At 53.0% G+C, this 18,739-nt stretch carries 16 protein-coding genes and 1 tRNA gene; 5 read left to right on the top strand and 12 right to left on the bottom strand.

Annotated features, from left to right (window positions below; all coding sequences use genetic code 11):
* Nucleotides 1–69 precede the first annotated feature (69 nt).
* Nucleotides 70–243, top strand: a complete 174-nt coding sequence (locus tag ACS603_RS04925) for a YlcI/YnfO family protein (protein WP_474943861.1) — start codon at nucleotides 70–72, stop codon at nucleotides 241–243.
* Here ACS603_RS04925 and ACS603_RS04920 read toward each other — a convergent pair.
* The 3 genes from ACS603_RS04920 to ACS603_RS04910 all read right to left on the bottom strand — a co-directional run bounded on the left by ACS603_RS04920 (nucleotide 240) and on the right by ACS603_RS04910 (nucleotide 1,551).
* Nucleotides 240–947, bottom strand: coding sequence for a hypothetical protein (locus tag ACS603_RS04920; protein ID WP_474943860.1), 708 nt, complete (start codon nucleotides 945–947; stop codon nucleotides 240–242). The genes ACS603_RS04925 and ACS603_RS04920 overlap by 4 nt on opposite strands.
* A 24-nt stretch (nucleotides 948–971) precedes the next feature.
* Nucleotides 972–1,235 carry a DUF1883 domain-containing protein gene (locus tag ACS603_RS04915; protein ID WP_474943859.1) on the bottom strand — a complete coding sequence of 88 codons (264 nt, stop codon included), beginning with the start codon at nucleotides 1,233–1,235 and terminating at the stop codon, nucleotides 972–974.
* Between the two features lie 145 nt (nucleotides 1,236–1,380).
* Nucleotides 1,381–1,551: a hypothetical protein gene (locus tag ACS603_RS04910; protein WP_474943858.1), complete on the bottom strand. Its 171-nt coding sequence runs from the start codon at nucleotides 1,549–1,551 to the stop codon at nucleotides 1,381–1,383.
* A gap of 210 nt (nucleotides 1,552–1,761) precedes the next feature.
* On the opposite strand from ACS603_RS04910, the gene ACS603_RS04905 reads away from it, so the two are divergent.
* The gene (locus ACS603_RS04905; protein WP_474943857.1) at nucleotides 1,762–2,637 is read left to right on the top strand and encodes a BrxR family helix-turn-helix transcriptional regulator; all 876 of its coding nucleotides are present in this window, start codon (nucleotides 1,762–1,764) and stop codon (nucleotides 2,635–2,637) included.
* A gap of 19 nt (nucleotides 2,638–2,656) precedes the next feature.
* Here ACS603_RS04905 and ACS603_RS04900 read toward each other — a convergent pair.
* Nucleotides 2,657–2,751, bottom strand: a tRNA-Sec gene (locus tag ACS603_RS04900).
* Between the two features lie 327 nt (nucleotides 2,752–3,078).
* Here ACS603_RS04900 and yicI point away from each other — a divergent pair.
* Nucleotides 3,079–5,397 (top strand): alpha-xylosidase, encoded by a 2,319-nt coding sequence (gene yicI / locus ACS603_RS04895; protein ID WP_474943856.1) that lies wholly within the window; start codon nucleotides 3,079–3,081, stop codon nucleotides 5,395–5,397.
* A gap of 60 nt (nucleotides 5,398–5,457) precedes the next feature.
* Here yicI and ACS603_RS04890 read toward each other — a convergent pair whose 3' ends face one another.
* Together ACS603_RS04890 and ACS603_RS04885 are read right to left on the bottom strand one after the other, a co-directional pair.
* Nucleotides 5,458–7,161 carry an AsmA family protein gene (locus ACS603_RS04890; RefSeq protein WP_474943855.1) on the bottom strand — a complete coding sequence of 568 codons (1,704 nt, stop codon included), beginning with the start codon at nucleotides 7,159–7,161 and terminating at the stop codon, nucleotides 5,458–5,460.
* A gap of 119 nt (nucleotides 7,162–7,280) precedes the next feature.
* Entirely contained in the window at nucleotides 7,281–8,672 is a 1,392-nt protein-coding gene (locus ACS603_RS04885; RefSeq protein WP_474943854.1) for a nucleobase:cation symporter-2 family protein, read from the bottom strand.
* A gap of 225 nt (nucleotides 8,673–8,897) precedes the next feature.
* On the opposite strand from ACS603_RS04885, the gene gltS reads away from it, so the two are divergent.
* Nucleotides 8,898–10,100, top strand: a complete 1,203-nt coding sequence (gene gltS / locus ACS603_RS04880) for a sodium/glutamate symporter (protein WP_315687470.1) — start codon at nucleotides 8,898–8,900, stop codon at nucleotides 10,098–10,100.
* A 2-nt stretch (nucleotides 10,101–10,102) separates the two neighbouring features.
* Here the strand turns inward: gltS and recG are convergent, their stop codons facing one another.
* Genes recG through gmk form a run of 5 tightly spaced genes read right to left on the bottom strand, consistent with a single transcriptional unit; the run spans nucleotide 10,103 to nucleotide 15,969 of the window.
* The gene (gene recG / locus ACS603_RS04875; RefSeq protein WP_474943853.1) at nucleotides 10,103–12,184 is read right to left on the bottom strand and encodes an ATP-dependent DNA helicase RecG; all 2,082 of its coding nucleotides are present in this window, start codon (nucleotides 12,182–12,184) and stop codon (nucleotides 10,103–10,105) included.
* A 3-nt stretch (nucleotides 12,185–12,187) separates the two neighbouring features.
* On the bottom strand, nucleotides 12,188–12,877 hold the full coding sequence (gene trmH, locus ACS603_RS04870) for a tRNA (guanosine(18)-2'-O)-methyltransferase TrmH (RefSeq protein WP_474943852.1): 690 nt from the start codon (nucleotides 12,875–12,877) through the stop codon (nucleotides 12,188–12,190).
* A 4-nt stretch (nucleotides 12,878–12,881) separates the two neighbouring features.
* Complete coding sequence (gene spoT / locus ACS603_RS04865; protein ID WP_182063158.1) at nucleotides 12,882–14,996, bottom strand: bifunctional GTP diphosphokinase/guanosine-3',5'-bis pyrophosphate 3'-pyrophosphohydrolase; 2,115 nt, start codon at nucleotides 14,994–14,996, stop codon at nucleotides 12,882–12,884.
* Between the two features lie 19 nt (nucleotides 14,997–15,015).
* A complete protein-coding gene (gene rpoZ, locus ACS603_RS04860; RefSeq protein ID WP_000135058.1) occupies nucleotides 15,016–15,291 on the bottom strand; it encodes a DNA-directed RNA polymerase subunit omega in 276 nt (91 codons plus the stop codon).
* 54 nt (nucleotides 15,292–15,345) lie between these two features.
* The gene (gene gmk, locus ACS603_RS04855; RefSeq protein ID WP_182063159.1) at nucleotides 15,346–15,969 is read right to left on the bottom strand and encodes a guanylate kinase; all 624 of its coding nucleotides are present in this window, start codon (nucleotides 15,967–15,969) and stop codon (nucleotides 15,346–15,348) included.
* 251 nt (nucleotides 15,970–16,220) lie between these two features.
* On the opposite strand from gmk, the gene ligB reads away from it, so the two are divergent.
* Nucleotides 16,221–17,891 (top strand): NAD-dependent DNA ligase LigB, encoded by a 1,671-nt coding sequence (gene ligB / locus ACS603_RS04850; RefSeq protein WP_474943851.1) that lies wholly within the window; start codon nucleotides 16,221–16,223, stop codon nucleotides 17,889–17,891.
* Nucleotide 17,892: 1 nt separating this feature from the next.
* Here ligB and ACS603_RS04845 read toward each other — a convergent pair whose 3' ends face one another.
* Nucleotides 17,893–18,510, bottom strand: a complete 618-nt coding sequence (locus ACS603_RS04845) for a trimeric intracellular cation channel family protein (protein WP_014068340.1) — start codon at nucleotides 18,508–18,510, stop codon at nucleotides 17,893–17,895.
* Nucleotides 18,511–18,739: the final 229 nt, after the last annotated feature.

Genomic DNA, 18,739 nt, shown 5'->3' with positions numbered 1-18,739 from the left:
CGTTGTCAGAATTCCGAATCCATGTGGTAGGTACCACATGCAGATAAACTAACCTAAGTGGTACCTACCATGCAAGAGAAAAAGAAACCAAATTTTGACCGCACCAAGAGCACCATGAAAAACATTCGTTTTGAGGATGAGCTTTTGGAACAGATTGAGAAGGCAGCGGGGAAAGGGAATTTTAGTAAGTGGGTTAAAGAAGCCTGCCATATAAGACTAGAAGAAGAGAAATATAAGCTTTAAGAATATGATGCAGATTGACTTTTTGATGATGAATGTATCAACCCAACGCTGAAAAGGATATCCATTACCAATGGGTCTTTATAGAATTGGTCATTTACATAATAGGGGCTAGATATTTCATTAAATAAAGTATCATATCTTTCGATGTATTCTATGGGAAGTGCATGCTTTATACGCTTTGTATTTATGAAATAAAGAATTTCAGTTGCAGTAAAGCTTGGTAGTTTAATGTATTCTGAAATAGATCGCTTTGAAAATACTGGCTTTTTATCTTGCGCAGAAATCGCAATGATAATTGTCCTTAGACACCAAGCTAGTTTCTTATTAACAATTGCTTTGTTTGCAATTGAGGTGTAGTTTTTAATCAGGATCTTACTAATAAATAATGCTGTATTTATTTCATAAGAATAGTCTTGTTTGTATTTGAAAGCACTGAATATTTCTTTTAAACATTCTCCTCCATGTATAGGAAGCGCTTCTTTTACCAAGTGTAGAGCAAATAAATCACCTGTCTCCATTTTGTCAATAAGTAACTTCTCAGGATATAAATACAGGTTGACTATAGATTCAGAACTGTAATGAATAGTAGTTTTATCGTAAACACCTAATAAATCAATATCGGAGTCGATTTCACGTTCACAACGTGCAGTACTACCAAACAATGCTAAAGCTTTCATAAAAAATCCAATCGAAAAAGGAGGCATTATCATACCTCCTGAAAAATAAAACTATGACACATTGATTGATGAACGTACAGAGCCTGGATAACCACCAAGATCGACTGTTAAGTGCCAGTGCCCGCTGTTTGGAATCGATAAACTAGATATCGTCTTGGTCACATAGCCCCCATAATATGTATGGCGGCGACCATTTCTGTAGTTGTTGAAGTTAACAGAATCCATCAGTTTAACATTAGCAGCATTACCAGAAAGTTGGACTTGGACTACTTGACCGACTTTAAGCTGCTGTAAATCATAGTGAGTAAATTGCATTGGTTTTAGTCTCATATTTTTTGATGAGACTGTTGACCAGAGCAAAAAAAACTGCCACCCTTGCCAACAGTTTCATGCGATTAGCACCATCTTTTCGACGGTGCTGCGTCAAAGTAAGGCGGGTATGATTTGAGCGTCTTCCCGCTTACTTTTCTTTCCTTACACCTTTAAATGGTGTGCCGTCTGCTTTTCCATCCATAAACCTCCCCGTGTTGGTATCCCTCTTTATCCAGATTTCAGTTGTTGGGTTAAAAACTTGCGACCGACCTTTCACCATGCCATTACGATGGTTATCTTTTGGCGGATTCGTAGCCATTCGGAATACCTCTTGCATTGGTTATGAAGGCTCAGGATTGAACCTTCTGTTACCCAATCTATATCCATGATGAATCCATGTCAACACTGGCTATCTAAAAACGTGTTTTTTTGTGTGTTATGTATCTCTTGTCGCTATCAAAATGATATGTACTTTGGTTTGGCGATAAGATAAAATCTTCTAATTAGCTACATGATGGGGGATAAGTTTATGGACTTCAAAAGTATAATTAATGATGATTATGATCTAGCGATACGTCTTGCATTTATAGATTTTAGATTGTTTTTTACAGGTACCTTGAGTCGCTCAGATATTATTGAAGAGTTTGCTGTGTCCGAAATTACTGCAACTCGAATTTTGAATGGATACAAAAAAATCAGGGCTAATAATTTATTGTATAGTAATAAAACAAAAAAATTCACCGTATCAAATGAATTTACTCCATTAATAGACATATCTGCTGAGGACGCATTAGATATGTTATCATCCGGTTTTGATAAAAATAAAATTCTTCGCGGCCGAAATATTGTGGTTTTTGAACGAATTGGTTTATATATGCCTCCACTTGACAAGATTAAAGTGGCGAAAATAACAAGGGCAATTTTTAACAAAACCAAAATTAAATGTTCATATAATTCAATAAGAAGTGGTGATGTTGGTGAAAGGATGTTATCACCATTAGTAATTCTTTTTGATGGGAGAAATTGGATATTTAGAGCTTATCAGGAGGATAGCAAAAACAATCTAAATTATAAAAATTTCAATTTTTCTAGAGTTTCTGATGTAACCGAGTTAACCGATTCCATTAATCATGAATTTGGCCTTGATTACGATGACTTATGGATTAAGTTTCTCCCTGTTGAATTAGAGATAAACCCTAGTCTTGATGAAAGTGTTAAGAATGAAATTAGGCGAGACTATAATATTCAAGATGGGCAGGATAAAATTCTCTTCACTGAAAGAGCTGCTTTTCTCTGGATCATATTTAATGAATGGTCAGTCGATTTTAAACAGAAAAATCATGATGGCTTTAAGTTTAAACTTAACAATGTTGATATGTTGAGATCACAAGGGGCAATAAGCTGATCGTCTAAAGCTTAATTTTTGGCGGAAGATCACAGGAGTCGAACCTGCCCGGGAACGCTGGCGTCCCCAACTGGATTTGAAGTCCAGCCACCTCACCGGAGATGACGATCTTCCGCGCCTGCATTGCTACATGGAGGCGGGGCGCATTATAGCTACTTTCAGGCATTTACCACATACCCCGACACACTTTTTTCACGTCTCTTTTGACCTGCATTAAGCCATTTCAGTTAATTCCTAAGAAAATCCTCATGTTAGCCCTGCGCGCTCCCAACATTTACCTCGATCACAAAAAACAAGAAACGTAATTTGCTAACCAGAAAACGCAATACTCGCCCCTGGAACAATGGTTTAAAACCTCTGTAACCGGTCTCAGTGACCTTATCGCTACAGGGCAGGCATCTGACGACCAGCAAAGAATTACAGAACTAAGAGGACGATAAGATGAAAATCAGTGATGGAAACTGGCTCATTCAACCTGGCCTGGAGGTAACTTACCCGGTGCAGGTATTTGATGTGGAACAGCAGGGCAACGACCTGGTGGTCTACGTTGCGCCGCGTGATGTGCGCGAGCGCGCCTGGCAGCTCGACAGCCTGATGTTTACGGTTCGTCTGTTCGCGCCACAGGAAGGGATTGTCGGGGTGCGCATTGAGCACTTCCAGGGGGCGCTGGATAACGGCCCGCACTATCCGTTGAACGTGCTGAAAGACGTGAAGGTAGAGATTCAAAACAATGCGGAATTTGCCGAGCTGAAAAGCGGCAACGTCAGCGTACGCGTCACCAAAGGTGAGTTCTGGGCGCTGGATTTCCTGCGTAATGGCCAGCGTATTACCGGCAGCCAGCTGAAAAACAACGGCTACGTGCAGGACAGCAACACCGATCGCAACTATCTCTTCGAACGTCTGGATCTGGGTGTGGGCGAAACGGTCTACGGGCTGGGCGAGCGCTTTACCGCACTGGTGCGCAATGGCCAGACGGTCGAAACCTGGAACCGCGATGGCGGCACCAGTACCGAACAGTCGTATAAAAATATCCCGTTCTATCTCACCAACCGCGGCTACGGCGTGCTGGTGAATCACCCACAAAACGTCTCGTTTGAAATCGGCTCTGAGAAAGTCTCCAAAGTGCAGTTCAGCGTTGAAGGCGAACATCTGGAATATTTCGTGATCGACGGCCCGACGCCGAAAGAGGTATTAAACCGCTATACGCAGTTCACCGGGCGTCCGGCGCTGCCGCCGGCATGGTCTTTCGGCCTGTGGCTGACGACCTCGTTTACCACCAACTATGACGAAGCCACAGTAAACAGCTTCATCGACGGTATGGCCGAGCGCGACCTGCCGCTGCACGTTTTCCACTTCGACTGCTTCTGGATGAAAGCCTTCCAGTGGTGCGATTTCGAGTGGGACCCGGTGACCTTCCCGGACCCTAAAGGGATGATCCGCCGCCTGAAGGAAAAAGGACTTAAAGTCTGCGTGTGGATCAACCCGTACATTGGCCAGAAATCACCGGTGTTTAACGAGCTAAAAGAGAAAGGCTATCTGCTTAAACGCCCGGATGGCTCTCTGTGGCAGTGGGATAAGTGGCAGCCGGGTCTGGCGATTTATGACTTTACCAACCCGGAAGCCTGTAAGTGGTACGCCGACAAGCTGAAAGGCCTGGTGGATATTGGCGTGGATTGCTTCAAAACCGACTTTGGCGAGCGTATCCCGACCGACGTGCAGTGGTTTGATGGTTCGGATCCGCAGAAAATGCACAACCACTACGCCTACATCTATAACGAACTGGTGTGGAACGTACTGAAAGAAACCGTCGGCGAAGAAGAGGCGGTGCTGTTTGCCCGTTCAGCGTCTGTGGGGGCGCAACAGTTCCCGGTGCACTGGGGCGGTGACTGCTACGCCAACTATGAATCGATGGCAGAAAGCCTGCGTGGTGGGTTGTCGATTGGTCTGTCTGGCTTTGGCTTCTGGAGCCACGATATCGGCGGGTTCGAAAATACGGCCCCGGCGCATGTCTACAAACGCTGGTGCGCGTTCGGGCTGTTCTCCAGCCATAGTCGCCTGCACGGCAGCAAATCCTACCGTGTGCCGTGGGCGTACGATGACGAGTCCTGCGACGTGGTGCGCCACTTCACGCAGCTGAAATGCCAGATGATGCCGTATCTGTATCGCCAGGCCGCGCTGGCGCGTGAGCTGGGCACCCCGATGCTGCGGGCGATGATGCTGGAATTCCCGGACGATCCGGCGTGCGATTATCTCGACCGCCAGTACATGCTCGGCGATTCCATGATGGTTGCGCCGGTGTTCTCCGAAGCGGGTGATGTGCAGTTCTATCTGCCGGAAGGACGCTGGACACACCTGTGGCACAACGATGAAATCCAGGGCAGTCGCTGGCACAAACAGCAGCACGACTTCCGCAGCCTGCCGGTGTACGTGCGCGATAACACCCTGCTGGCGCTGGGTAACAACAACCAGAAGCCAGACTACGCGTGGAACGAGGGCACTGCCTTCCAGCTGTTTAACCTGGGCGATGGCGCAACGGCAGTCAGCGAAGTGCCTGCGGCGAATGGCTCGGTGGTGTTTACGCTGAAGGCCACACGCAGCGGCGGCACGGTGACCATCAAAGGCGAAGGTGAGGCGCGAAACTGGTCCGTCTGCCTGCGCAACGTGCAGCAGGTGAGCGGCGTGAAAGGCGGTTCACATGCGGGTAGTGAGTGGGGCGTGGTAGTGAAAGCTGAGGGGAATGAGGTGGTGGTTCACCTTTAATTCCCCTCACCCTAACCCTCTCCCCAAAGGGGCGAGGGAATGGTTTGCTCCCTCTCCCTTTCAGGGAGAGGGCTGGGGTGAGGGTGGTGTTGAAACCACACCGCCCGTCATCGTCTGCTGCACCTGCTGTTTATCCATATTCACCGCGTTCAGCTTGCCGTTCACCGTTGGCGTCAAGGGCGCACTGGCCTGCACGCTGCCGCTGGCGGTCAACTGCACATTGCCATCTCCCGCAATCGGCAGCGCTGGCCAACCCCAGTGCTGGATCACGTTCAGCGGCACGCCTCGCCCGTTCAGGCTGACTGTGGTTTGCCGCTGCGGCAGTTGTGAAACCGTCGCGGTGGCCTCCAGAATGCCTTTCTCGGTAAAAGCGCTCAGCTCGCTGATGTTAACGGTCGATGCGTTGGCATTCAGCGTGAGCGACGGGCGTCGCACGTCCACGCGGTTAAAGGTCGCTGCTGCGCCATTCAGCGTTGCGCTGCCGCTCCACACGCCCCACTGGCGGTCTTTTGCCAGTTGCAGGTTTGCGCCGTAGCCGTCCAGAGAGGTGACTTGCCACGGGAAGGCCGGATCGATATCAATCACCAGGTTGCGGCTCAGGCCGAATTTTTTCAGCGTCACGCTGTTCAGCCATTCAGGCAGCGGGTCCATCCACAGGGTTTTCCAGTTCTGCGGCAGAGTGTATTCCAGCCCGGCAATGGCGGCATCGTCCAGCACCAGCGATTTTCCGTCGCGCTGCCAGTTGCCGGAGGTGCGCACCATGCCGCCCTCCCAGCGAGAGGTAAACTGGCGCAGCGCAATGCCCTGCGGGGCGAATTCTGCATTCAGGATCGGGTCAAACAGATGCACAGAGCCATAGATAAACTCACTGGCGTTCATCGATAACCGCCCGTCCTGGCTTTGCCAGTCACCTTTGCTCAGGGTCAGGTTGCGCAAGCTTAAATCGAGATCCGTCACTGCCCAGTCCGGGCCTTGCAGGCGCGCGTCGGTCACCTCCAGCCGGCCAATCTGCAAGGACGGCAGCGTGGTTATGGGGGCAAAGAAATCCATCAGTGATTTATCGCTTTGCAGGCGGATGTCATTCAGGCGCATAGAGTCGATAATCCAGCTGCCATCGGCGTTACGCAAGGCCGAGCCGGTAAGTGAGCCGCGCGCCATATCCGCGCCAATGGTGTTCAGAACCACCTCTTTACCGTTGAGCTGCCCCTGGATCAGCACGTTACTGGCTGGTACGCCATTCAGGGTGAGCGACCCAGCACTCATCTGGATCTGCGCGTTTTTACCCAGCACGTTACCTGCCTCTGGCTGCCACGGGCTCACGCCGCCCGTCACTTTCTGCGCGCTCAGATCCCAGTCGGTATTCGGGCTGTTAAAGGCCATGTTGTTTAACTGCAAGCGGTCTGCCTGGAAGGGCAGAGGCGCCGTTTGCGGAGAGAGATTCAGCGTTCCGTCATACAGGGTGATGGTATCCACGTGCAGCGGATCGGTTATCTGGCGGCTGCTTAAACCGATATCTACTTTTTTCGCCACCAGAGTGGCGGGTTTGCCGTCGCGGCCAAAGGTGATGTTTTCCAGAATGATGTGGGAAGGTGACGAGAAGCGATGATCCATCTGGTCGAAACTGAGTTCGTAATCGGTATTGACCGTGACCCAGCTACTGACCTCAGACGCACCCCAGCGAGTCTGGAGCAGGAAATAGAACGCCAGAACCACAATTAACAGGGCTATCAGAAGATAAACGAGCAGCTTTCCAATAAATTTCATGGTCTTCCATCCCGCGAAACGCACATAAAGGAGTTATGCACGATTTATGCGCAATGCTCAAGGCGGGAATGGTGTAATTAGATGTCACGGCAGGCATTGACTGCCTGCCGTGATGGCGATCAATTTTTTTCAGGCGGGAAAACGAGGTTCAGTACGATGGCCGTAATACCGCCAGCCGCGATGCCGGAAGAGAGCAGGTTTTTCAGCCAGTCTGGTGCGAACTGAAGGATCAGCGGCTGCTGAGAAACACCCAGGCCGACAGCCAGAGACAGCGCGATAATCATGATCGCACGGCGATTCAGCGGCTCGCGCGAGACAATGCGCACACCCGATGCGGCGATAGTCCCGAACATCACAAGCGTTGCGCCGCCAAGCACAGGCTCAGGAATGTGCTGCACAAAACCACTTACTGCCGGGAACAGGCCGAGCACGATCAGCATCAGTGCCACCACAAAACCGACGTAGCGGCTGGCAACGCCGGTCAGCTGGATCACGCCATTATTCTGGCCGAAGCAGGAGTTCGGGAAGGTGTTGAACACCGCAGAGACAAACGAGTTCAGGCCGTTTGCCAGCACGCCGCCTTTCAGGCGTTTCATGTACAGCGGGCCAGAAACTGGCTGCTCAGAGACATCAGACGTCGCCGTAATATCACCGATGGTTTCCAGCGAGGTGATCATAAAGACCAGCATCAGCGGCACCAGTAGACCCCAGTCAATGCCCAGGCCGTAGTACAGCGGGGTCGGGATGGTGATTAATGCACTGCTGGTGGGGGCAGTATTTTCCGGCAGCATCCCCAGCGCCCATGCCAGCAGATAACCGGCAGCCATGGCGATCACCAGTGACGCGACGCGCAGGTAAGGGTTACGCTGACGGTTAAGCAGAATAATGATCGCCAGCACCACGCCTGCCAGCAGCAGGTTTTTCGGTGCGCCGAAGGTATGGTCGGCCATTGCGCCATAACCGCCGCCGATGGAGGTCAGGCCAACCTGAATCAGAGACAGGCCGATAATCATCACTACCACGCCGGACACCAGTGGGGTGATCACGCGGCGCGCCAGGTGCAGAACGCGGGAGATAACCATTTCCGTGCAGCTTGCCAGCATCAGGGTGCCGAACAGGGCTGCCATCATGGTCGGGACATCTGCACCACCGGTTTTCAGCGCCGTGCCGCCCATAATCAGCGGTGCCACAAAGTTAAAACTGGTGCCCTGAATCGACAGCAAGCCCGAACCCACCGGACCCCACGCTTTAATCTGAATAATCGAGGCCACGCCAGAGGCGAACAGGGACATGCTGATGATGTGTTGTGTGTCCTGAGCCGGTAAACCAAGCGCCTGGCAAATCAGCAGAGCAGGCGTGATCACCGCAACAAACATCGCCAGTAAATGCTGACAAGCGGCAAACAGGGTTTGAGGCAGTGGTGGGCGATCTTCAAGGCGGTAGATCAATTCACTGTTTTGCGGCTGCGCAATCGGTTGCGCATCGGGAGACTCTATGGTGTTAACGGACATCGGCAGCAATCCCACGGTAGAAAAGCGGGCATTTTATCTGACCAGTTGGTAAAAGCAAACGATTGCCAGCAAAAAAAGATAAGAAAATCTGCCGCTATGGGCACCTTTTTTACACGCCGTCAGGAAAAAAAATTACACTTTTTACGCGGGTGGCTCATGACGAGCGCAAACCCGCCAGGATAACGCCGCGTGTGAGTGGAATACGCGCAGAATAAGGAGCCCTCTATGATTCACCTCGATACGTTGTCGACACTTGTTGCCGCAACGCTGGTCTTACTGCTTGGCCGTAAACTGGTACACAGTGTTTCCCTTCTCAAGAAGTACACCATTCCTGAACCCGTTGCCGGTGGATTACTGGTGGCGCTGGCCCTGCTGGTGCTGAAAAAAAGCATGGGCTGGGAAATTGATTTTGATATGTCCCTGAAAGACCCGCTGATGCTGGCTTTCTTTGCCACCATCGGCCTGAATGCCAACCTGGCGAGCCTGCGCGCGGGCGGTAAAGTGCTCGGCGTATTTTTGATTGTGGTGGTTGGGCTGCTGCTGATGCAAAACGCTATCGGTATCGGCATGGCCACGCTGCTGGGGCTGGATCCGCTGATGGGACTGCTGGCAGGGTCAATCACGCTGTCTGGTGGACATGGCACCGGTGCCGCGTGGAGCAAGCTGTTCATTGAGCGTTACGGCTTTGAAAACGCAACGGAAGTGGCGATGGCCTGCGCAACCTTCGGCCTGGTGCTGGGCGGGTTGATTGGTGGCCCGGTGGCGCGCTATCTGGTGAAGCACTCTACTACGCCAGATGGCAGACCGGACGATGAACTGGTGCCCACGGCGTTTGAAAAGCCGGATGTCGGGCGCAGTATTACTTCGCTGGTGCTGATTGAAACCATCGCGATGATTGCCATCTGCCTGACCATGGGCAAAGTGGTTGCGCAATGGCTGGCAGGCTCCGCATTTGAACTGCCGACATTTGTTTGCGTGCTGTTTGTCGGGGTGGTGCTGAGTAACGGTCTGGCCGCAATGGGCTTCTACCGCGTGTTCGAACGTGCCGTTTCGGTGCTGGGTAACGTCTGCCTGTCACTGTTCCTGGCGATGGCGCTGATGAGCCTCAAGCTCTGGGAACTGGCCTCTCTGGCGCTGCCGATGGTCGCTATTCTGGCGGTTCAGGCCCTGTTTATGGCCCTGTATGCCATGTTTGTCACCTGGCGCATGATGGGTAAAAACTACGATGCTGCGGTACTGGCTGCGGGGCATTGCGGGTTTGGTCTGGGTGCGACGCCGACCGCTATTGCCAACATGCAGGCGATCACCGAGCGATTCGGTCCCTCTCATATGGCGTTTCTGGTGGTTCCGATGGTGGGGGCGTTCTTTATTGATATCGTCAACGCGCTGGTGATCAAGCTGTACCTGATGCTGCCAATGTTTGCCTGATATCAGGCGTTGGAATAGCGCTCGGTTTCAGGCATCCAGCGTTCAATAAGCGCGGTTGCCTGATCCGGGTAACGTTCATGAATATGGCGGGCAAGGCGCTGAACTTCGGGGATCATGGCCTGATCGCGCAGCAGATCGGCCACCTTGAATTCGGCGTTCCCCGTCTGGCGTGTGCCCAGCAATTCGCCCGGGCCGCGGATCTCCAGATCTTTTTGCGCAATCACGAAGCCATCGTTGCTGTCGCGTAACACCTGCAAACGCATTTGTGCCGTTTTCGAAAGCGGGGCTTTGTAGAGCAATACGCAGTGGGAAGCCACGGCACCACGCCCGACACGGCCACGCAGCTGGTGGAGTTGCGCAAGGCCAAGACGTTCCGGGTTTTCAATGATCATCAGGCTGGAGTTAGGAACATCCACGCCTACTTCAATGACAGTGGTGGCAATCAGCAAGTGCAAATCACCCTGTTTGAATGACTGCATCACCGCCTGTTTTTCGGCAGGCTTCATGCGCCCGTGAACCAGGCCCACGTTCAGCTCTGGCAGGGCCAGTTTCAGCTCTTCCCACGTTGCCTCTGCCGCCTGCGCTTCAAGCAGCTCGGATTCTTCAATCAGCGTGCAGACCCAGTACGCCTGGCGGCCTTCGTGAGTACAGGCGTTGCGTACGCGGTCGATGATATCGCTGCGGCGCGTGTCCGGGATGGCAACCGTGGTGACAGGGGTACGGCCTGGCGGCAGTTCGTCGATAGTGGAGGTGTCCAGATCGGCGTAGGCGGTCATCGCCAGGGTACGGGGGATTGGTGTCGCGGTCATGATCAGCTGATGCGGGTGGAAGCCCTGCTGAAGACCCTTTTCCCACAGCGCCAGACGCTGATGCACACCAAAACGGTGTTGTTCGTCGATGATCACCAGGGCCAGGCCATTAAACTGCACCTGTTCCTGGAAGATGGCGTGTGTGCCGACAATCATCTGCACTTCGCCGCTGGCAATGGCGTCCTGTTGCGCAAGACGCGCTTTGCCCTTTTGCTTACCGGCAAGCCAGCCGACTTCAACGCCAAGCGGGGCAAACCAGTTGCGGAAGTTGTTTGCGTGTTGCTCTGCCAGGAGTTCAGTGGGTGCCATCAGCGCCACCTGTTTGCCGTGGGCGATCGCACGCAGGGCGGCCAGTGCAGCAACCAGCGTTTTACCGGAACCCACATCACCCTGTACCAGACGCATCATGGGTACATCGAGCGCCATATCACGTTCAATCTCGGCTACCACGCGCGCCTGTGCGCCCGTAGGTTTAAACGGCAGCGATGCCAGCAGCTTATCTTTTAAATCATCATGGGTGCTTAACGGCTGAGCGTGGAAACGCTGCGCGCCTGCACGCAGTGCCAGCATACTCAGGTTATGCGCCAGTAATTCTTCAAGGATAAGCCGCCGCTGTGCCGGATGCTGGCCGCTTTCTAAATCACTGAGCTGTAGCGACGGAGGCGGGCGATGCAGCGTATGCAGCGCTTGCGGCAGGCTCATCATTCCCTGAGCCAGCTCAGGCGGCAGCAGTTCGGCAATGGCGCAGGTATCGAGCAGCTCCAGCGCCTGATCGGTGAGCTTACGTAACGTGGCCTGTTTGATGCCTTCGGTGGTCGGGTAAACCGGGGTCAGCGTTTCCTGTAGTTCCGGTGTGCTGAGATCGCCCTGCACACGGTATTCCGGGTGGATCATCTCCGCGCCGTATTTGCCGCGTTTGGCTTCCCCGTACGCGAGCACACGTCGGCCAGTGGCCAGGCTGTTTTTCATCGCTGCGCTGAAGTTGAAAAAACGCATGGTGAGGATGCCGGTGCCGTCGCTAATCTGGCAGGTCATCATCCGGCGGCCGCCGAAAGTGATGTTGCAGTTCAGCACTTCGCCTTCAACCGTGGCGTAAATCGCGGGAAGGAGATCGCCAATTTTATACAGCTGGGTGCGGTCTTCGTAACGCAGGGGGAGGTGGAGCAGGAGATCCTGCACGGTGTGCAGACCAATTTTCGCCAGTTTGCTGCCTTGCGCTGCGCCCACGCCTGTCAGCGTATTAAGCGGAATGGCATCCAGCAGGCGGCCTTTCATGGGTTATCCTGCGTACTGCATGGTGGACCACCACTCGGCATCGGCTTCGATTTCGCCCTGCGCGTTGACGTGGGGGTAAGGTAATTTTTTCTGCTTCGCCACGCGGGCCAGCACCGGATAGCCGCCTTCAAACAGCAGGCGTTGCTGTTCGTCTTCCGGCAACATGCTGTTGCTGCGTTTGTACATACCGGCGTTCTGACGCTGGCGTTGCGCTTCATACAGAATGAGCGCCGAGGCCACAGAGACGTTCAGCGACTGCACCATGCCAATCATCGGGATGATGATGTCCTGATCCGCCAGATCCAGCGCTTCTTGCGAGATCCCGGTTTTTTCCTGACCCATCAGAATGCAGGTCGGGCGGGTGTAATCTATCTCGCGGAAGTCGACGGCTTTATCGGACAGGTTGGTGGCAAGAACCTGCATCCCGCGCCCTTTCAGGTGCGATACGGCTTCGCCAATGGTCTGATGGTTTTTCACTGACACCCAGCTGTTGCTGCCTGCCGCTGCGGATACCATGTTGCGCGTCCGGGAACCCGGCCAGACGGCGTGCACTTCATGCACGCCAACGGCATCGGCGGTACGGACAATCGCTGAGACGTTATGAGGTTTATGGACCTGCTCCATGCAGACCGTCAGGTCCGGTTGGCGCCTGGCGAGCATCTCGCAGATACGTGCATAACGTTGTGCATTCATAAAACTAGTTTCTGTTTCGGGTGACTTTAATCACGTCCGGCATCACGCGGATTTTGCGCATAATGTTTGCCAGATGCACGCGGTCACGGGCCGTCAGGCGGATAAAGGCGCTGTAAACGCGGCCATCTTTTTCTTCGGTATTCAGACTCTGAATATTTGAAGAGGCCGTGTTAATCGCCGCCGTCAGGTTAGCCAGTGCACCCTGGTGGTTGAACATATCCACCTTAATTTCGGTGATAAATTCCTGTGCAGTCTCTTTATCCCACTCGACCGCCATGAACTTCTCTGGCTCTTTCTGGTAGCCACGGATGTTACGGCAGGATTCGTGATGGATAACCAGGCCTTTGCCCGGGCTGACGTGCGCAATAATCGGATCGCCCGGGATCGGTCGGCAGCATTTGGCGAAGGTGATAAGCACTCCGTCTGCACCTTTGATCGGCAGATGACCATGGCCTTGTGTGGTAGATGGCGCAACAGATGCATCACCCTGCTGCAGGTTTTTCGCGACGACCACGCTCATGGCGTTGCCGAGGCCGATTTCTGCCAGCAGGTCATCAAGTGACGCAAGCTTCATGCGCTCCAGCTCGTGCTGGATGTTCTCTTTCGGGATTTCCGCAAGCTTACGGCTGCCACCCAACGCGTGGTTGAGCAGACGACGGCCCAGGCTTACCGAATCATCGCGTTTGAGATTTTTCAACAGCTGGCGGATTTTGGCGCGTGCCTTGGAGCTCACGACAAAGTTCAGCCAGGCCGCATTCGGACGTGCGCCCGGTGCGGTGATAATTTCCACCGTCTGACCGCTTGAGAGCGGCTGAGACAGCGGGTAAGGCTGTCTGTCGACGCGTGCGCCGACACAGGCATGACCGATATCGGTATGTACTGCGTAAGCGAAGTCGACAGGTGTTGCACCAGCAGGCAGTTCGACGATGCGCCCCTCTGGTGTGAAAACGTAAATCTCATCCGGGAAGAGATCGGATTTAACGCTCTCGATAAATTCAAACGAGCTACCGGCGCTCTGTTGCAGTTCCAGCAGGCTTTGCATCCAGCGTTGCGCGCGGATCTGTGCGGTAGTGGTGCTTTCGCCACCGTGCTCTTTATACGCCCAGTGTGCCGCGACACCCATTTCTGCCATCTGGTCCATGTCTTCGGTGCGAATCTGCACTTCAACAGGAACACCATGAGGGCCGATCATCGAGGTATGCAAAGATTGATAGCCGTTCGCTTTTGGAATGGCGATATAGTCTTTGACGCGACCTGGACGCGGTTTGTAGAGGCTGTGCATCTGGCCCAGTACGCGATAGCAGGTATCGGAATCGTGGACGATGACGCGAAACGCGTAGATGTCCATGATCGAGTGAAAACGCTGCTCTTTGAGCACCATTTTGCAGTAGATGGAGTACAGATGTTTTTCGCGACCGCTGACGCGGCACGGAATTCCCGCTTCCTGTAAACGCCCTTCAATTTCAGAGAGGATTTTTTGAATCATCTCTTTACGGTTACCACGTGCGGCTTTCACCACCTCTTTAATCACGCGATAGCGGTTTGGGTACAACGCTTCAAAACCCAGCTCTTCCAGCTCGGTTTTAATGTGATGGATACCTAAACGGTGCGCCAGCGGGCTATAGATTTCGAGGGTTTCACGGGCAATGCGGCGACGTTTGTCCGGGCGAAGTGAGCCCAGCGTGCGCATGTTGTGGGTACGGTCGGCGAGTTTGATGAGTATGACGCGGATATCCTGCACCATCGCCATAATCATCTTGCGGAAGTTTTCGGCTTGCGCCTCTTTCTTGTCGCGGAATTTCAGCTTATCAAGCTTAGACACCCCTTCCACCAGTTCGGCAACGCTTTTGCCAAACAGCTGTTCCATGTCCTGGTAGGTGGCGGGGGTATCTTCGATCACGTCATGCAGCAGCGCGGCCATCAGCGTTTCATAGTCGAGTTTCATCTCGGCCAGAATACAGGCCACCGCTACCGGGTGCGTGATATAGGGTTCACCGCTTGAACGTGTCTGGCCCTCGTGAGCGTCACGTGCAACGAGATACGCCTGCTGGAGACGCTTAATCTGGTCTTCCGGCAGGTAGTGTTGAATCAGTTGATTCAGGCTTTCAAACAGATACAAGGGCGACCCGCAGGTTTAATTAACGACGACCTTCAGCAATGGCGGTTACGGCCTGCAGTTCTGCGGCTTCCTGCTCTTGCTGCTCCTGGCGCTCACGCACGTCGAGGATCTGGTTGTTGATCAGACCTTCTTCGATTTCGCGAAGTGCAATAACGGTGGTTTTATCGTTTTCTTCCGGTACCAGCGGATCTTTGCCGCCTACCTGCATCTGACGAGCGCGACGCGCGGCGACCAGCACCAGGTCAAAACGGTTACCAATTTTCTCTACAGCGTCCTGAACAGTTACGCGTGCCATACTTAAAATGCTCCACAGGTGAAGAAATGACTGGGCATGATACTGAAAGTGGGTTCAGTCTGCCAACAGTTTGGTGATTAATGCGTCATGTCGCTGCTTCTGGCGGCTCATACGCAGACGTTCTGCGCGAAGAATGGTTTTGAGATCGCTCAGCGCGGCATCAAAATCATCATTCACAATAAGGTAATCATATTCCGCGTAATGGCTCATTTCTGCAACTGCCTGTGCCATACGCTTTGCGATCACTTCTTCGCTGTCCTGGCCACGGCCACGCAGGCGGCGATCCAGTTCATCTTTCGATGGCGGTAAAATAAAGATGCTGCGCGAATCAGGCATTTTCTTGCGGATTTGCGCTGCGCCCTGCCAGTCGATATCGAGGAACACATTCACGCCAGTCGCCAGAACCTGCTCAATAGTTTCACGCGACGTGCCGTAGTAGTTACCGAAAACTTCTGCATGTTCAAGAAACGCATCTCTGCCAATCATCGCTCTGAATTCGTCGTGATCTACAAAGAAATAGTGTTCACCGTGCACTTCACCCGGACGCGGTTGGCGTGTGGTGTGAGAAACAGAAACCTGTGTGTCGTACAACGGTTGGGTTTTTAACAGTGCCTGAATAAGGCTGGATTTACCCGCGCCACTAGGGGCAGAAACAATATAAAGCGTGCCTTGAGCCATGAGAGTCTTTTGTATGTGTTAGCGAAGAAGTCCTACATACGGGCTTATTATACACGTCACCGCCCTGTGACGTAGCCTTTGTCACACTTTTTCACCAGGTTTATTGAATTTTGCGTAACGATTTCCGGTTTTACATACGGTTTGCTGCAACGGCAATAAATCCTGGATAACGCCTCGCAGGTTGATGTTTTGACGTTAGTACCCTGACACGTATCGCGTTATACCTCTGATCATTCAATGGAGGGGTAGCGATGTGGCGATGGATAAGCGGGATGATGTTGCTGTGGTGCGGATATGGCGTGGCGGTATGCCCGGTTTGGCCGCCAGCAAAGGCAGACAAAGAAATAGCGACGCTCAGTGCGCAGCTTAAACGCTGGAACGATGCGTACTGGCAACAAGGCAGCAGCCCGGTCAGCGATGAAGTGTACGATCAGCTCACTGCACGGCTAAAACAGTGGCAGCGTTGTTTTGGCAGCGAGCCTGCGGACCTGGCGATCCCCGTGCTTGCGGGGAATATACAGCATCCAGTTTCCCATACTGGGGTGCAAAAAGTGGCGCACAAAGCGGCACTTCGGCAGTGGATGCAGTCGCGCGGCGATCTCTGGGTGCAGCCAAAAGTCGACGGAGTGGCGGTGACGCTGGTCTATCGCAACGGGGTGTTAACCCAGGCGATTAGCCGCGGGGACGGCAACAAGGGGGAAGACTGGACTGAGCAGGTTCGCGCAATACCGTCGGTGCCCGGTCACCTGCAAGGCGCACTGGCGAACAGCGTGTTGCAGGGCGAATTATTCCTTCTGAGCGACAGCCATATCCAGAAGCAGATGGGTGGTATGAATGCCCGGGCGAAGGTCGCGGGTGCACTGATGCGAAAAACGGACAAACTGCAATTAAGCCGCATTGGCGTGTTTGTCTGGGCCTGGCCGGATGGCCCGGCAACCATGCCGCAGCGTCTTGCGGCGTTAACAGAGGCCGGATTCCCCCTTACGGCACGCTATACGCTGCCCGTCCGCTCAGTGGATGAAGTCGAGAAGCAGCGTGCGCAGTGGCTCACTTCCCCGCTCCCGTTTGCCACTGATGGCATTGTCGTTCGTTCTGCGAATGAACCACCGGGTGAGCGCTGGCTACCCGGAGAAGGGCACTGGGTAGTTGCATGGAAATATGCACCGGTTTCGCAGGTTGCGGAAGTAAGGGATATCCGTTTCACCGTAGGAAGAACGGGCAAGATTTCGGTTATTGCCGCGCTGGAGCCTGTGCAACTGGATGACAAACGTGTTCAACGGGTTAACCTGGGCTCTGTTGCTCGCTGGCAGGAACTGGATATTGCGCCAGGGGATCAGATCCTGATAAGCCTTGCCGGGCAGGGCATTCCCCGGATTGATAAGGTCGTCTGGCGGGGCCCGCTTCGACAGAAACCCAATCCGCCACCCTCAAAATTCCATTCGTTGACCTGCTTCTACGCATCCCCGGAATGTATGGAACAGTTTATAGCCCGGCTGACGTGGTTAAGTTCGAAACCGGTGCTGGATATTGAAGGTGTAGGGGAGTCTGCCTGGAGAACGCTTTATCAGACCCACCATTTTGACCATATTTTTTCGTGGCTTTCATTAACCCAGCCAGAGTTGCAGGCGACGCCGGGGTTCTCTGCCGCGCGCGGGTTAGCGGTATGGCACCGGTTTAACCTGACACGCGAACGGTCATTTATTCGTTGGGTTATGGCGATGGGGGCTCCACTGCCTCAGGCGTCACTGAAAGCGGCCACAAGTGTGACGTGGCAGGAAATGAGTCTGCGGAATAGTTCAGAGTGGCGAGCTTTACCGGGGACGGGAGAAGAAAAAGCGCGGCAAATCGTTAACTGGCTGCACCAGCCCGATGTTGCTGCGCTGGCAAAGTGGCTTGCAGAGCAGCACATCAACGGGTTTTAAGTCAGTGTGCGTTGTGCTTGTAATGAAAAACGGGCAGGCCGAGTTTCAGGCGCAACGCCAGCATCCGGGCGGTAAAGCCAAACAGTAGTGTGGAGATAACCACCACGTCGTGATTAGAAACGTAATGCTGCAACGCAACGTAGAGCACTGCTGCGGCAAAGGATATCCCGGCATACAGCTCTTTCTGGAACACTAACGGAATGCGTTTGCAGAACATATCGCGCAACACGCCGCCGAACACCCCCGTGACCACGGCAGCGATAATGGCAATAACCGGGCCTTCACCCATATCCAGCGCGATTTGTGCGCCGATAATAGAAAAGACGATAAGCCCAAGCGCATCCAGTACCAGAAACAGGCGGCGCAAATGAGGCATGACGGGGGCAACAATTGTGGTTAATACCGCGGCCGTTGCCACAATAATCACGTATTCAGGGTTTTTCACCCAGCCGAGCGGGTAATGGCCCAGCAGAATATCGCGCACGGAACCGCCGCCAAGTGCGGTTGCGGTGGCGATAATAATCACGCCGAAAGTGTCCATGCGGCGACGCCCCGCCGCGAGCGCGCCGGTCATGGCTTCTGCGGTGATCCCGATAAGATAAAGAATGTGAAGCAGCATATAACCTCCGGTGTGAAGGCGTGGAGGTTAGCGATTTGTGCGCAGGATCACGATTGAGATTTTCTAAGGTGAATCATTTTTGATAATTTTTAGTAATGATTGATTGCCGAATGTTAATAATTTAATTGTCTGTTTTATAAGAATTATATACCCATTATCAGCCTGATCTTACTGAGTGTTTATTTTGTTTTTTACCTATAAAAACTAATCCTATAAAGTGATGCGCAGT

This window comes from Enterobacter sp. Li2LvB3 (genome assembly GCF_056156645.1).
Note: the sequence above shows the minus strand (reverse complement) of the source record. Positions and strands in the feature narration are given on the sequence as shown.